We start from the raw sequence: 12790 nt of genomic DNA, 5'->3' as shown, positions 1-12790 counted from the left end.
CAGTCTTTGTGTCTAAACGACTTCATTGTTTAGTGCTCTTGGTTTTTTTTCTACTCAGCTTCAATTTTTATGCCGAGGCCGGTGGCCAAAAGAGACTAAAAACCAAGGCTTCTTCAAAAATTCCATTATATGTTCGATCTTCCGACCAGTCCCCAAGAGTAGACATCGGAAAAATTAAAGAAGAGGTTTTGATAAGAATTAACCATTATCTCCAAAGTTTTGACAGGCTCCAATCTGAAATGGCCAATATGGGGGATTCCAAGGCCCAACAAGAGTTTCAGGGCGCTCGGCAAAAGTGTCTGGGCTTTAAAGTAAAAATTGGAAAAGCCAATGCTGAACAATTGAACGATCTTTTGGTGGAACAAGATGAGTTAGAGGATTGTAGTAATACCTTGGTGTATTACCGATCCAAACTCAAGCTCGTTCAGGAATTTGAATCCCTATCGAAGAGTCTCGCCAAGGCTAAGGACGCTCTCTCTCACGTCCGCTCCGAGAATCTGCCTCCTTCACAAACCATCGCAAAGCTTGATCGCTGCCATAATAAAATTTTAGCCAGACAAGAGGCATTTGCAAAACTGACGCGCCAAAAAATGTTCGATCAAGGCATTTTCGGTATTCAGCAGTTTTTAAAAGTGAACAAAACTGATTTTAAGGAGCTTCTCCTCGCTCTTTCTAAAACCAAAACATCTGATCCAAAAATGAGAAACACATTTCAGGAAATTGTCTTTAACATACGCACCTTAATAAGGTCGTGGGGTGTTTTGGGGGCTTCCTTCTCTCCGCCGGGGAGAGACGAGGTGATGGCCCCACCTCGTGCCTCCGATGTGCGTGTGGCTGTCTTATTCACCCACTGGACGGATGAATCCTCGGATCCAGATATCAGTAGTCGAACGACAATTGATGCGGTTCTGGAAAACACAAGAGATCTCTTCCGGGAATTTTCTTATGGCAGATTTCTTCCAGAGTTTGAGGTTTTTGAGGCCACGGCCGAGATTTCTCGACCAGAAACGCGTGCTGATGTTACATCGGCGGCTATTGAGCTGTTCGATCCCCAGGTGAATTACAATGATTATGAATGGATCGTGATCTATCCCTCTTATCAAGAATGGCAAGGTTACCGGGACGTCCTAACTTTGGAAACTGATGATGGGACCCTGGAACGATCTATCATAACCCATGGCCATTCTGCTTTTAATGAAAGACTCCTGTTACACGAGGGAGGTCATGCGCAGCGCTTTAAACACGCCAGTAGCATGGAATGTGGTAGTCATACTTTTGGTTCTGGTTGTTATCAACGTACCACGTATGGCAATTACTTTGTTTCTATGGGGGCCAGGGGTGGGCATTACCAGTGTGCCGAAAAAGAAAGAAGGGGTTGGTTAACCCCTGTCAATTTCACGGAAGGGGAGAATGACTATACCCTCACTGCCCTTGAGGTCGTCACAGATCAACCTCAATGCCTGAAACTAGACGTCAATCAAAGTTATACCGAGGGGAATTTTGATCCGAATGAGGGGGATAGTTTTCTAGATGATCACGGCAATGACAATATTGACACAAATCAAATCTGCCAAGATCTCTACATCGAATACAGAAGGCCTGTCGGTTATGATGCCACCCGCATTGTTAATCTGGGATACAACAGTGATATTGTTAGCAACATTGGTTCGGATGGAGCCTTGATTCTTCATTGTGTGTATCCCGAATGCACTTCTGCTGGAATGCCTTGTAGTTGGCTTTTGGATTGCACACCCGATTCACAAAGTGGAAATCAAGACTTTGCGGATGCCCCCTTGGTCCCTAATGCAACTTGTACTACCGGTTTAGGTTATACGGTCAGATTTGAAGTTTTATCCGATCATCAGGCCTTAGTTCATATTGAAGCGGATTAACAGATAATGAAATGGCCTCTTTACAAGCTCAGGCGGGGCGTGATAGCGTAGCGGCAATTATGATCGTTGAAAAACAGGGTGTTATACTAAAGTTCAAGACGCACGACACCGACACGGGTTCGCCTGAGGTCCAGATTGCCCTTTTGAGTGAAAGGATCAACCATCTATCGGAACACTTTAAGGGGCATCAGAAGGATCATCAGTCGCGACGGGGTCTGTTGGTCCTGGTCGGCCGACGAAAGAGGCTGCTCAGCTATCTCCGAGACAGGAATGTTGAGAGGTACAAAAAAGTTACAAAGGAACTAGGCTTGAGGGCTTGAGGGAGGAGCAGGTACAGAGACTGATAATTTATCAATGATTCCTTGAGTGTAGAAGGGATCTGTTTCTAAGTTATCAGCTTTTCTTTTGTCTCCCCCATAAAATAGTCAAAAGAGCCTTTATAATTCAAGAACAGGTTTACTGACAAAGCAAGAAAGGAAGAAAATATGACACTATGTCGTGAAGTCAATCTAGGAGGAAAACGGATTATTATTGAAACCGGAAAACTCGCCCGTCAGGCGGGCGGGGCTGTTACGGTTCGTTGCGATGACACCATCGTTCTTGTGACGGCTGTTATGTCGAAAAAACCGAGGGAGGGCGTCGATTTTCTCCCTTTAAGCTGCGATTACATTGAGAAGACATTCGCGGCCGGCAAGATTCCTGGCGGTTTCTTCAAGCGTGAAGGCCGTCCCAGCGAGCATGAGGTTCTGACAAGCCGCTTTATTGATCGTCCCATTCGGCCTCTTTTCCCGGAAAATTTCCATTATGAGATTCAGGTGATTGCAACCGTTTTATCGGCCGGTCCGGAGACTGAGCCGGATACCTTGGCGATGATTGGTGCCTCAGCGGCGCTGATGCTCTCCGATGCCCCCTTCATGGGGCCGATCGGCGGTGTTCGGGTTGCTCGTGTTAATGGGGAGCTTAAGTGTAATCCGAGTCTCTCTGAGACGGACATCAGCGACATTGAATTGATTGTGGCCGCGACGCGGGATGCTGTTGTGATGGTTGAGGGAGAAGCGAACGAAGTCCCGGAAAAAGATATTTTGGCAGCGATCCAGTTCGCCCATCGGGCGATCCTCCCCCTGCTTGACGTTCAGGAGGAGTTTCAGAAGGCGTGTGGAAAACCAAAAATTGTTTTGTCTAATACCCCTTCCGATAGTTCCCGGATGGCGGAGGAGATTTGCCAGAAATTCGGGCGTGATCTGGAACAGGCACTCCGGATTCCTGAAAAGCAGAAAAGGTCCCATTCAGTTGGTCAAGTGAAGGAGTCGGTCCTGGCCGCTTTTGTTGCCGCGGAAGACGAGGCATCCAAGAAGGCGTTGGTCGAGTCCGGTTTTGAAGAGCTCCATTATAATGCGATGAGAAAAATGGTTCTGGAGGAGCGTCATCGTGTCGATGGACGCGGCTATGAAGATGTTCGTTCGATCAGCTGTGAGGTTGGCATTCTCCCGCGGGCCCATGGGTCAGCCCTTTTTACACGCGGAGAGACCCAGGCGCTTGTTACCACGACGCTTGGTACAGGTGAGGATGAGCAGATTATTGATGCCCTCCTTGAAGAGAAGACGAAGCGGTTTATGCTTCATTATAATTTTCCACCCTTCTCGGTTGGTGAGGTCAAAAGACTTGGTTCCCCCGGGCGAAGGGAGATCGGCCACGGAAATCTGGCGGAAAGATCGTTGAAGCGGATGATTCCATCCGAAGAATCGTTTCCTTACACGGTCCGGATTGTCTCCGAGATTTTGGAGTCCAACGGCTCTTCCTCCATGGCCACTGTTTGTGGTGCTACGTTGTCGCTCATGGATGCCGGTGTACGGATCCAGGACCCGGTGGCTGGTATTGCGATGGGGCTTGTGAAGGAAGGAAATCGTGTGGCGATCCTCTCCGACATTTTGGGTGATGAGGACCATCTGGGCGACATGGATTTTAAGGTGGCCGGTACGAGCAAGGGAGTGACTGCCCTTCAGATGGATATCAAGATCGCCGGTATTTCAGAGGAGATTTTAAGTCAGGCACTTGATCAGGCCCGCCGGGGTCGCCTCCATATTTTGGGCAAGATGATACAGGCGATTGCCCTGCCAAAGCCCGAGTTATCGCCCTATGCCCCGCGTATGACGATGATCAAGATCCCCAAGGATATGATTGGGGCGCTCATCGGAACGGGCGGAAAGAACATTCGTGGGATTATTGAAGAGACCGGGGCCAAGGTCGACGTCGAGGATGACGGCTCCGTAAAAATCTTTGCCATTAATGAAGAGGCGATGAGGAAGGCGGTTGAAAAGGTGGAGGCCTCTACGGCGGTTCCCGAATTAGGCAAGATTTACACGGGGAAGGTGGCCAAGATCACTGACTTTGGGGCGTTTGTCACGATCCTTCCCAATACGGACGGCCTTCTGCATATCTCGCAGATCGACTATCAGCGTGTGAACCGTGTGGAGGATGTCCTCAAGGAGGGAGATGAGGTGCAGGTCAAAGTCATCCGGATTGAACCGAGCGGAAAGGTTGCCTTGAGCCGACGGGACACGATGCCTGCCCCAGAAGGCTGGACACCGCCTCCTGAAGGGGAAGGACAGCGTCGTGATCGTGGACCGCGCGATCGTGATCGTGGTGGGTTCAGAGACCGTGACCGGCGCGCCTCGGGTGGTCGGGACCGACGTCCCTCCAGATTTTAAGGAACTGCTTCTCTGTCGCCAGTCGAGTTTCGCTATTGTCGATCACGTAGGTGGCCCTCTCTCTTTTTTGACCCTCACCTGTTTGGGAGAGAATACGGTTCCAGGCATCCGCCTCCGAAAGTTTGTCTCGTTTCATCAAACGTTTCAGCTGAACAGACGGTTTTGTCACCACAAGGATGGTGCTCTTCATGCCACAGTCAAGCCCTGATTCAAAAAGGAGAGCGGCATCAATGACAATGATCGGGAACCCTTTTTTTCTGAACTGATCGACCTTGGCTCGTATTCCCTTGAAAATTTCAGGATGGGTGATCTCCTCCAATATTTTTCTCCGTGATTCGTTGGAGAAGACGATTTGTCCCAGGCCCTGGCGGTCAATGTTTTTGTCCGGTTTTAGGATTCCCGGTCCAAATGTTTGGACGATTTTCTGCCAGGCCGGTGTTTCGGGTTGAACCACCTCACGTGCAACCTGATCTGCATCAACAACCGGAACTTTTCTCTTTTTGAAAAAGGAGGCAATCAGTGATTTTCCCGATGCCATTCCTCCCGTGAGACCGATCAGCTCGGTTTTATTCATTTCGCCCGAGAGTTTTTTATGAAGGAGGGCGATGGAGGGATTCTTCTTTTCCTGTTCTCTCATCGCCTTCCAGACAGATCGGACAAACTCCTTCTCGCCAAACGGCGGGTGCGATTTCTTGTTATTTTTTACCCTGTTCTTTTTGGATGATTTCTTTGGCAAGTTGGATCAGCTCCTCTTGGTTGTTTCTTTCCGGATTGTCAATGACAACTTCCAGGAGATCTTTCAAGATCTGTCCGACGAGTGGCCCTTCAGGGACCCCAAGCTTCATGATATCAAAACCGCTTACGGCAAGGTCTTTGGGCGAAAGGGGAGGCTGGTTGGCGAGCTCCTCGGCGATCTTTTTTCGGAGCCGGAGAACCCCATGAATCCCTTCGGGGTACTTCCCGCCCCGGTTATCTGCGAGTCGCAGATCGACCAGTTTCAGGATAAGATCCGGTCCCACCTTGTTGATAAACCGCCGGATCGCGCGGTCCGAAAAAAACGACTTGGTTTGAAACATATGATGCTCAATCAGGTTGGCGACCCGTTCGACATCCACCCCTATCGTTGAAAGTTTCAGCACCTGGAATCGTTTACGGGCCATTTTGTTTGAAAGGGTTTGATGGCCATAGAAGGTGATCCGGTTTTTTTCCGGAACAAAACGACGCGTTCGTGCCTTCCCGACGTCGTGATAGAGGGCGGATAGCATCAGTTCCAGATCTCCTGCAGACGGAATCGCCTTGTCTTCTCGGGAGGCATCCAGCACCCGCATTGTGTGCATAAAGACGTCATCGTTACGAATCTTGTTCCCCTGCTTGACCCCAACATTTTGCTCCAGTTCAGGGAAAACATGACCCAGCAGCCCGGTTTGTTGCATCAGGACAAAACCCCGTGAAGGTTGTCTCGCCAGAAACAGCTTACGGATCTCCTCTGCGATCCTCTCCACAGAGACCGTTTGGATGAGAGAGGCGTTTTTTTTAATTGATGCGAGCGTTTTTTCCTCGACGATTAGTTCGAAGCGGGCGGCAAACTGGATACCACGAAGGAGTCTCAACGGGTCCTCTTCAAACGCCCGGTCCGAGACGGCTCGCAGAATTTTCCCTTTCAAATCCTCCTCGCCTCCAAACGGATCGATTAAGGTTTGTTTTTTCAAATGAAGCGCCATGGCGTTAATTGTAAAATCGCGTCGTGCTAAATCAAATTCAACGGGCAGGTCGGGATTAAAGTCGACCTCAAAATCGCGGTGACCAACTCCCGTGGAGACCTCTTTTCGGGGAAGGGCGAGGTCAAAACAGAGATCAGGGGATTCTTTCGGATGAAACTTGATAACCCCAAAACTTTTGCCGACAGTAAACACCTCCCCCAGTGGTTTTAAAATATCCAGGATTTGTGTGTAGGAGAGCTTTGTGACCAGGAGATCATTATCTTTATGAGAGCGGTGGAGGAGGTGGTCCCGCACGGTACCGCCGACCTCGTAAACCTCACCCCCCTGATCAAACAGTGTCTGGATAAATCTGTATTTTGGTTTGTTCACGGAAGTGCTCGATCCATTGGGAGAGAATCTGCGAGGAAGAGAGGGTTTTTTCTTCCCTGTTGGACTGACGTAAGACGCCTTCCCATGGGTCGTAACAGAGGGAGGAGAGTCTGCTTAAATAATTGAGGGCGAGTTCCTTTTTCACCACCTTTTCAAAGTCCTCCCCGAACCGTTTATTAAAGTAGGGGCGGTAGTTGTTGTGGTAAAATTCGTAATCAAAGACCCCATTTTTGACGAACATTGAATTTTCCTGGATTGCTTCGGCGACCTTCTTGTCGGGAACACGAATACCTAAGGAGAGGGCGTAGAGGTGGGCGACCTCTTGTGCAACAAGCTGCTGAAGGAGGTTTTGCTTCAAGAAGGTCTCAAAATTTTCCGGCAGTTCTTCCCGGGAGGACTGCCTTAGCTGGGAGAGGTTGTTTTCCAGAAAAACATCAAATGTTTGTCTGGGGATCACGGTATCTCCTACCACGGCAATGGACTGTTTTGACCTTTGGCGCTGGTATTCGATCTGTGTATAGCCAAAGTAGAGGGCGAAGGAGAGTACAATCACGGCCAACATCGCCTTGATAAGCCAGGAACTGGCACGACGCCTTAACAGATCGAGCATAACCTTTCCTTTTTAGATGATTTCGATAGCTTGGAAGATGTTGAAAAAGCAATAAATTTGTTGATAATGCTAGCCTCCAGTGGTACTCGCCAGCGGACTTGGTGGAGTGAATATGTTTTTTCTTGATTACTTCGTTGGTCTTTTTTCCAATGATCTAGCCATTGATCTGGGGACGGCCAATACCCTTGTCTATGCCAAGGGGAAGGGAATTGTTGCGTTTGAGCCCTCGGTTGTCGCGGTTCAAAGGGATGGGCGTGGCATCAAAAAGATCCTCGCCGTCGGCAAGGAGGCCAAGGAGATGTTGGGTCGTACGCCGGGGAGCATCGAGGCGATCCGTCCGATGAAGGAAGGGGTCATTGCCGATTTTGAGGTGACCGAGGCGATGCTTCGCTACTTCATTCGCAAGGCGCATAACCGGAAAACTCTTATCCGGCCCCGGATCATTATCTGTGTTCCCTCCGGCATTACCGAGGTTGAGAAAAGGGCTGTTCGTGAATCGGCGGAGTCGGCCGGTGCTCGTGAGGTTTATCTGATTGAGGAGCCGATGGCGGCCTCGATCGGCGCCGGATTGCCGATTACAGAGCCTTCCGGAAATATGATTGTCGACATTGGAGGAGGGACAACGGAAGTTGCCGTTATTTCGCTGGCCGGAATTGTTTTTAGCAAGTCGCTCCGGATCGCCGGAGATCGTCTGGATGATAGTATCATTCAATACATCAAAAGAAAGTATAACCTCCTCATTGGTGAGAGGACGGCGGAGCAGATCAAGGTTAATATTGGCACGGCCTATCCTGAGCGCGAAGTTCGCACCATGGAAGTCAAGGGGAGAGACCTCGTGGCCGGAGTTCCCAGGACGATTGAGATCAATTCCGAAGAGGTTCGTGAGGCAATTCAGGAGCCTGTCAATGCGATCGTTGCTGCCGTTAAGGATGCGTTGGAACAGACGCCTCCGGAGCTCTCTGCTGATATTGTAGACCGCGGCATCTTCTTGGCGGGAGGGGGTGGGCTCCTTCGGAATTTGGATGTGCTGATTCGCGAAGAGACCGGTTTGCCAGTCATGGTGGCTGAAGATCCGATGACCTGTGTCGTGCGAGGCACCGGAATGGCACTCGATCAGCTTGAAACACTGCGTGGCATCACAATATCTTGAAAAGCAACCGACGTTACTTACATAAAATCGTTTTCATTCTTATCCTCGTGGCGCTTTCGTTTTCTCTCTATCAGAATCGCCACCAGCCTGACGCGGCCCCCTTCTTTGTCCGTTGGATTTATGGAGGCTCCAAAATGATCGTGACCCCGGTGATTGGCAGCGTTCTGTGGGTAAGGAGTGGGTTCTCTTCTGTTTTTTATCGGTACATTCATCTCATGGAAGTTGAGAGGGAAAATGAAAGCCTGCAAAAAGAGAACGAACTTTTAAGAGAATCTCAGACTCTTTGCGAGGCCTGGCAGCGTGAGAATGAACGTCTCACGGATCTCCTGGAAATAAAAAGGGATGAGATCTCAGAAGCGATCACCGCGCGCATTGTTTCTTATCCGATTATGGGGGAGTTTGATATCCTCTTTATCAATCGGGGTCGAGAGGAGGGGGTTCGTCGAGGGTTTCCTGTGATCACCTCCCGAGGGCTCGTCGGGAGGGTGATCGAGGCGGGGCCCCACCGGTCCAAGGTGCTTCTTGTCACAGATCCCACAAGTTCGGTTGATGCCCGCGTTGTACGGACAGGAGCGCGGGGTTTGGTCGTTGGACATGGAAAGGAGATTGGTTTTTCCCGACCTCTGTTTATAGGCGCCCTCGAGTTTTGGGATCGATCGAGTGAAGTGATTGTGGGAGATGAGCTCGTAACCTCCGGACTGGATGAGGTGTTCCCGGCCGATATTCCGATTGGGACTGTTCGATACGTGAAAGGGGAGGAGGGGGAGCTCTTTCTCAACGGAGAGATTGTCCCCTCGGTCGAGATGAACAAAGTGCAAGAGGTTCTTGTGATCCGGCCATCATGAAAAAAGCGCTTTTTTTTATTGCGGTTTTCCTCGTCGGAGTGACCCTCCAAGGGGGGTTTTGGTGCTGGCCCTCGTCTCAGGTCAAAGCGGATCTTCCTCTCCTGTTGGTCATCCATCTCGCAATGACAGGCTCTTTCTGGTTAGGAGGGTTGGCGGTGCTCGTTGCGGGACTTGCTATGGAGGCGTTGGCCTCTCCTCTCCCAGGTGTTGTGAGCCTGACTTATCTGTTTCTTTTTGTCCTTGCCCATCTAGCCCGGGAAGCACTCTATCTTGAGGGGATCTTGATGCGGCTCTTTCTGGTTTTCATTTTTTCTATTTTTCAGAAAGGAACGGAATCCTTTCTCTTGGGGAGGGGAGATCTCTTTTCCTCCTTGGGGCTGTGGACGTTGTTCTCTCTGCTTCAAACAAGTATTGCACTGGTTCTTTTCCCCTTGCTGGCCCGGCTTGAAGCAAAGTGGCAGGAGAAGGGTTAGCACCATGCTTGATTTCCCGCAGGAAGGGGTGAAGGAACTCTCCAGACGTTTTGTTTTTTGTTATGTTGCCTTGGGGGTTGCTCTCCTCTTCATCCTTCTCCGCCTTTTTGTCTTGCAGATCGTTCGTGGGGATTTTTTCTGGATCCTCTCTTCCGAACATACCGTCAAGGAGATCAGAATTCCGGCGGCGCGTGGTCTGATCTTGGACCGAAAAAAGAGGGTCCTTGTTGAAAACCGGCCCTCTTTTGATCTGGCCGTGATCCCCCAGTATGTTCGGGACAGGAAATTGTTGAAAGAAAGCCTCATGAAACTAACAGGAATTTCCGGGGATCTCTTTGATTTTCGCTGGCGTTGGGTCAAGGAGCTACCTCCTTTTTATCCCCTTCGGATCTGGACGGATCTCCCCTATGACCTCGCGGCGAAACTGAAGGTGATGCGAGTTACCGCCAACGGTCTTCCCGATTCCTATGACTTAAGAGGCGTTGAGATTATTCCACGTCCGCTCCGTCGCCACCCCTCCGGTTTTCTGGCGGCGCTGACCTTCGGATATTTAAGCGAGGTCTCGCCGGAAACCTTTAAGAAACTGCAGAGTGAATTCCCGAACCGCTATTGGCTCGGAGATTTGGTAGGGTCCAGCGGTCTGGAGGGATTTTGGGAGTCGAGTTTGAAGGGGGAAGATGGGGTTTGGCAGAAGCTCGTTAACGCGATCGGACAGGAAATTTCCGGTGAGGAAGTGCAGGGGCTTCTCAAGGATATCCCTCCACGTCAGGGGGCCGACCTCGTTCTTAGTATTGACAAGGAGCTTCAGGAAACAGCGGAATTTGCCTTTCAGCAGAAGAGTGGTGCCCTGGTTCTACTTGATATCCGCAATGGAGAGGTGTTGGCCCTGGTGAGCCGCCCCTCTTTTGACCCCGCCGAACTCACCACGACGATTTCTTCAGATCGCTGGAAATTGCTCGTGGCAGACCCGGCCAAAATTTTCCTTCATCGGGCCCTGCAACCTTATCCGCCTGGTTCGACCTACAAAATTGTGACCGCCATCGCTGCTTTGGAAGAAAAGGTCATTCGTCCCGATGAGAAATTGTATTGTGGGGGAGGGATGAGGTTTGGAGGCCGTTTTTTCCGTTGCTGGCGGGAAGGGGGACATGGATCGGTTTCTCTTCATGAGGCATTGGTTCAGTCCTGCGACACCTTCTTTTATGAATTGGGGTTAAGGCTGGGTGCTGACCGTCTGGCGAAGTATGCCCATTACCTTGGGTTGGGCGAAAAGACCGGAATTGATCTGTGGAGTGAGAAAGAGGGCCTCATCCCGACAGAAGAGTGGAAGAAGAAGGCGTTTGGAGAGCCTTGGTATGCTGGTGAAAATCTTTCGATTGCGGTGGGACAGGGATCTGTTTTGGTGACGCCCCTCCAGAGCGCCCGGATGATGGCAATCGTGGCAAATGGTGGAAGATCGTTGAGACCCCATTTAGCCCAGTCGGTTCAGAGGGATGAGGGGGAGATTCAGGCTCCTTTTTTTGAAGGAGAACAAGATGTATCGGTCAGAATCCCCGTGTCGGAGGAGAACCTTTCGCTTGTTCGGGCGGCCCTGGCGGATGTTGTAGCCACTCCGCAGGGGACCGCTTATGGGAGCCGCTCCTCTCTTGTGGCGATGGGCGGCAAGACCGGAACGGCACAGGTGATCAGTGAAGAGGCGAAAAAAAGGGTAGGGGGGACAGGCAGATTTGAGGATCATGCCTGGTTCGTTGCCTTTGCGCCGGTTTCAAATCCACAGATTGCCGTGGCGGTTCTCGTGGAACATGGCGGGTTTGGTGCCCAGGCCGCAGCGCCGATTGCCAAAGTGGTTGTAGAGAAATTCATGCAGAGTGCTTCGGAAGGAGCCGTTAGGGAATGATCGACAAGAAATTTCAGTCACGGTTTCACTGGCCGCTTTTTTGGACGCTTATTGGCCTTTGCGCTATTTCCCTCGTCAATCTCCATAGTGCCACCTATAATTTGACGAAGGGAGGGATTTCATCATTCGTCTGGTCTCAGGGGCTCTGGATCGGCCTTGGACTGCTTCTTGGGGCCCTCCTTCTTTTTATCGATTATCGTCTCTGGATCCGTTTTTCCTATCCCGTTTATTTTGTCACGTTGGTCCTTTTGCTCCTGGTCGTTTTTTTCGGAAAAACAGTTGGCGGAAATCGAAACTGGCTCGTGATTGGCGGACTCAACCTGCAACCAGCGGAACTTGCGAAGATCTCCCTTGTCATTGCCTTTGCCCGTTTTTTTTCAGACAATCCCCCGGGACGATCTTCCTATCAATTAATTGAACTGGTTCGTCCGGGGATCATGGCCCTTCTCCCGATCGTTCTTATCGTTTTGGGGAAGGATATGGGATCGGCCCTTTTCTTTATATTCCTGTCGGCCTCCCTCTTCGCCTTTGCGGGCATTCAGAGGAAGGTTGTGTTAATTCTCTCTGTTTTGCTTTTGATCAGCGGGATTGTTTCGTATAAATTTGTTCTTTCGCCGCATCAGAAATCCAGGATTGAGGCATTTTTGCACCCGAGTGAAGACACCAGGGGAGAAGGGTATCATCTCCTCCAATCAAAGATTACGGTCGGATCGGGGCGCGTTTTTGGCAAGGGCTACCTGCAGGGGATGCATAGCAAACTTCTCTACCTTCCGGAGCGGCATACCGATTTTATCTTTCCGGTGCTGGCCGAGGAGTGGGGATGGGTGGGATCGTTTTTCACGCTCTTTCTCTACGCCACGCTGATCTCATTCGGTCTGCAGATCGCCTCCAAGGCGAGAGAGAGGTTTGGGATATTTTTAGGACTAGGAATCTCGGCAATCCTCTTTTGGCAGGTTGTGATCAATCTGGGAGGCGTGCTGGGACTGATACCTCTTACCGGGGTCACACTGCCGATTCTTTCCTACGGAGGCTCGTCCGTTGTAACGATTCTCATTGGGATCAGCTTTCTGATGAATATTTCGATGCGACGGTTTATGTTTTAGCGGCTTTCTGCCGCAAGCATCGGGT

The 12790-nt window shown here is 50.5% G+C and carries 11 protein-coding genes; 8 read left to right on the top strand and 3 right to left on the bottom strand.

Annotation, left to right across the window (positions count from 1 at the left end; translation table 11 throughout):
- Positions 1–8: 8 nt before the first annotated feature.
- The 3 genes from HYT77_03670 to pnp all read left to right on the top strand — a co-directional run bounded on the left by HYT77_03670 (position 9) and on the right by pnp (position 4600).
- Entirely contained in the window at positions 9–1892 is a 1884-nt protein-coding gene (locus tag HYT77_03670) for a hypothetical protein (GenBank protein ID MBI2067091.1), read from the top strand.
- Positions 1893–1951: 59 nt separating this feature from the next.
- Positions 1952–2212, top strand: coding sequence for a 30S ribosomal protein S15 (rpsO, locus tag HYT77_03665; GenBank protein ID MBI2067090.1), 261 nt, complete (start codon positions 1952–1954; stop codon positions 2210–2212).
- A 165-nt stretch (positions 2213–2377) separates the two neighbouring features.
- Positions 2378–4600: a polyribonucleotide nucleotidyltransferase gene (pnp, locus tag HYT77_03660; protein MBI2067089.1), complete on the top strand. Its 2223-nt coding sequence runs from the start codon at positions 2378–2380 to the stop codon at positions 4598–4600.
- On the opposite strand, the gene HYT77_03655 is transcribed toward pnp, so the two are convergent.
- Genes HYT77_03655 through HYT77_03645 form a run of 3 tightly spaced genes read right to left on the bottom strand, consistent with a single transcriptional unit; the run spans position 4542 to position 7300 of the window.
- Entirely contained in the window at positions 4542–5336 is a 795-nt protein-coding gene (locus tag HYT77_03655; GenBank protein MBI2067088.1) for a dephospho-CoA kinase, read from the bottom strand. The two genes, pnp and HYT77_03655, sit on opposite strands and share 59 nt — an antisense overlap.
- Positions 5296–6690, bottom strand: coding sequence for an HD domain-containing protein (locus tag HYT77_03650; protein MBI2067087.1), 1395 nt, complete (start codon positions 6688–6690; stop codon positions 5296–5298). The genes HYT77_03655 and HYT77_03650 overlap by 41 nt, the downstream gene beginning before the upstream one ends.
- Complete coding sequence (locus tag HYT77_03645) at positions 6650–7300, bottom strand: SurA N-terminal domain-containing protein (protein MBI2067086.1); 651 nt, start codon at positions 7298–7300, stop codon at positions 6650–6652. Before HYT77_03645 ends, HYT77_03650 begins: the two co-directional genes overlap by 41 nt.
- 112 nt (positions 7301–7412) lie before the next feature.
- On the opposite strand from HYT77_03645, the gene HYT77_03640 reads away from it, so the two are divergent.
- The 5 genes from HYT77_03640 to rodA are packed head-to-tail and all read left to right on the top strand — an operon-like array spanning position 7413 to position 12765.
- Positions 7413–8450, top strand: a complete 1038-nt coding sequence (locus tag HYT77_03640) for a rod shape-determining protein (protein ID MBI2067085.1) — start codon at positions 7413–7415, stop codon at positions 8448–8450.
- 47 nt (positions 8451–8497) lie between these two features.
- Positions 8498–9295, top strand: a complete 798-nt coding sequence (mreC, locus tag HYT77_03635; GenBank protein MBI2067084.1) for a rod shape-determining protein MreC — start codon at positions 8498–8500, stop codon at positions 9293–9295.
- Positions 9292–9768, top strand: coding sequence for a hypothetical protein (locus HYT77_03630; protein MBI2067083.1), 477 nt, complete (start codon positions 9292–9294; stop codon positions 9766–9768). The genes mreC and HYT77_03630 overlap by 4 nt, the downstream gene beginning before the upstream one ends.
- A 4-nt stretch (positions 9769–9772) precedes the next feature.
- On the top strand, positions 9773–11662 hold the full coding sequence (gene mrdA / locus HYT77_03625; GenBank protein ID MBI2067082.1) for a penicillin-binding protein 2: 1890 nt from the start codon (positions 9773–9775) through the stop codon (positions 11660–11662).
- Positions 11659–12765, top strand: coding sequence for a rod shape-determining protein RodA (gene rodA, locus HYT77_03620; protein ID MBI2067081.1), 1107 nt, complete (start codon positions 11659–11661; stop codon positions 12763–12765). The genes mrdA and rodA overlap by 4 nt, the downstream gene beginning before the upstream one ends.
- The last annotated feature ends 25 nt before the right edge of the window (positions 12766–12790 follow it).

Source organism: Deltaproteobacteria bacterium (assembly GCA_016180855.1).
Lineage (GTDB): Bacteria > UBA10199 > UBA10199 > JACPAL01 > JACPAL01 > JACPAL01.
The sequence above is the reverse complement of the archived record's forward strand: the minus strand, read 5'-3'. Positions and strand labels throughout refer to the sequence as shown.

What these genes read in the sequence shown, in the direction of transcription:
- rpsO (MBI2067090.1), top strand. Translation starts at nt 1,952, where the DNA reads ATGATCGTTGAAAAACAGGGTGTTATACTAAAGTTCAAGACGCACGAC.
- pnp (MBI2067089.1), top strand. Translation starts at nt 2,378, where the DNA reads ATGACACTATGTCGTGAAGTCAATCTAGGAGGAAAACGGATTATTATT.
- HYT77_03645 (MBI2067086.1), bottom strand. Translation starts at nt 7,300, where the DNA reads ATGCTCGATCTGTTAAGGCGTCGTGCCAGTTCCTGGCTTATCAAGGCG.
- HYT77_03640 (MBI2067085.1), top strand. Translation starts at nt 7,413, where the DNA reads ATGTTTTTTCTTGATTACTTCGTTGGTCTTTTTTCCAATGATCTAGCC.
- HYT77_03630 (MBI2067083.1), top strand. Translation starts at nt 9,292, where the DNA reads ATGAAAAAAGCGCTTTTTTTTATTGCGGTTTTCCTCGTCGGAGTGACC.
- mrdA (MBI2067082.1), top strand. Translation starts at nt 9,773, where the DNA reads ATGCTTGATTTCCCGCAGGAAGGGGTGAAGGAACTCTCCAGACGTTTT.
- rodA (MBI2067081.1), top strand. Translation starts at nt 11,659, where the DNA reads ATGATCGACAAGAAATTTCAGTCACGGTTTCACTGGCCGCTTTTTTGG.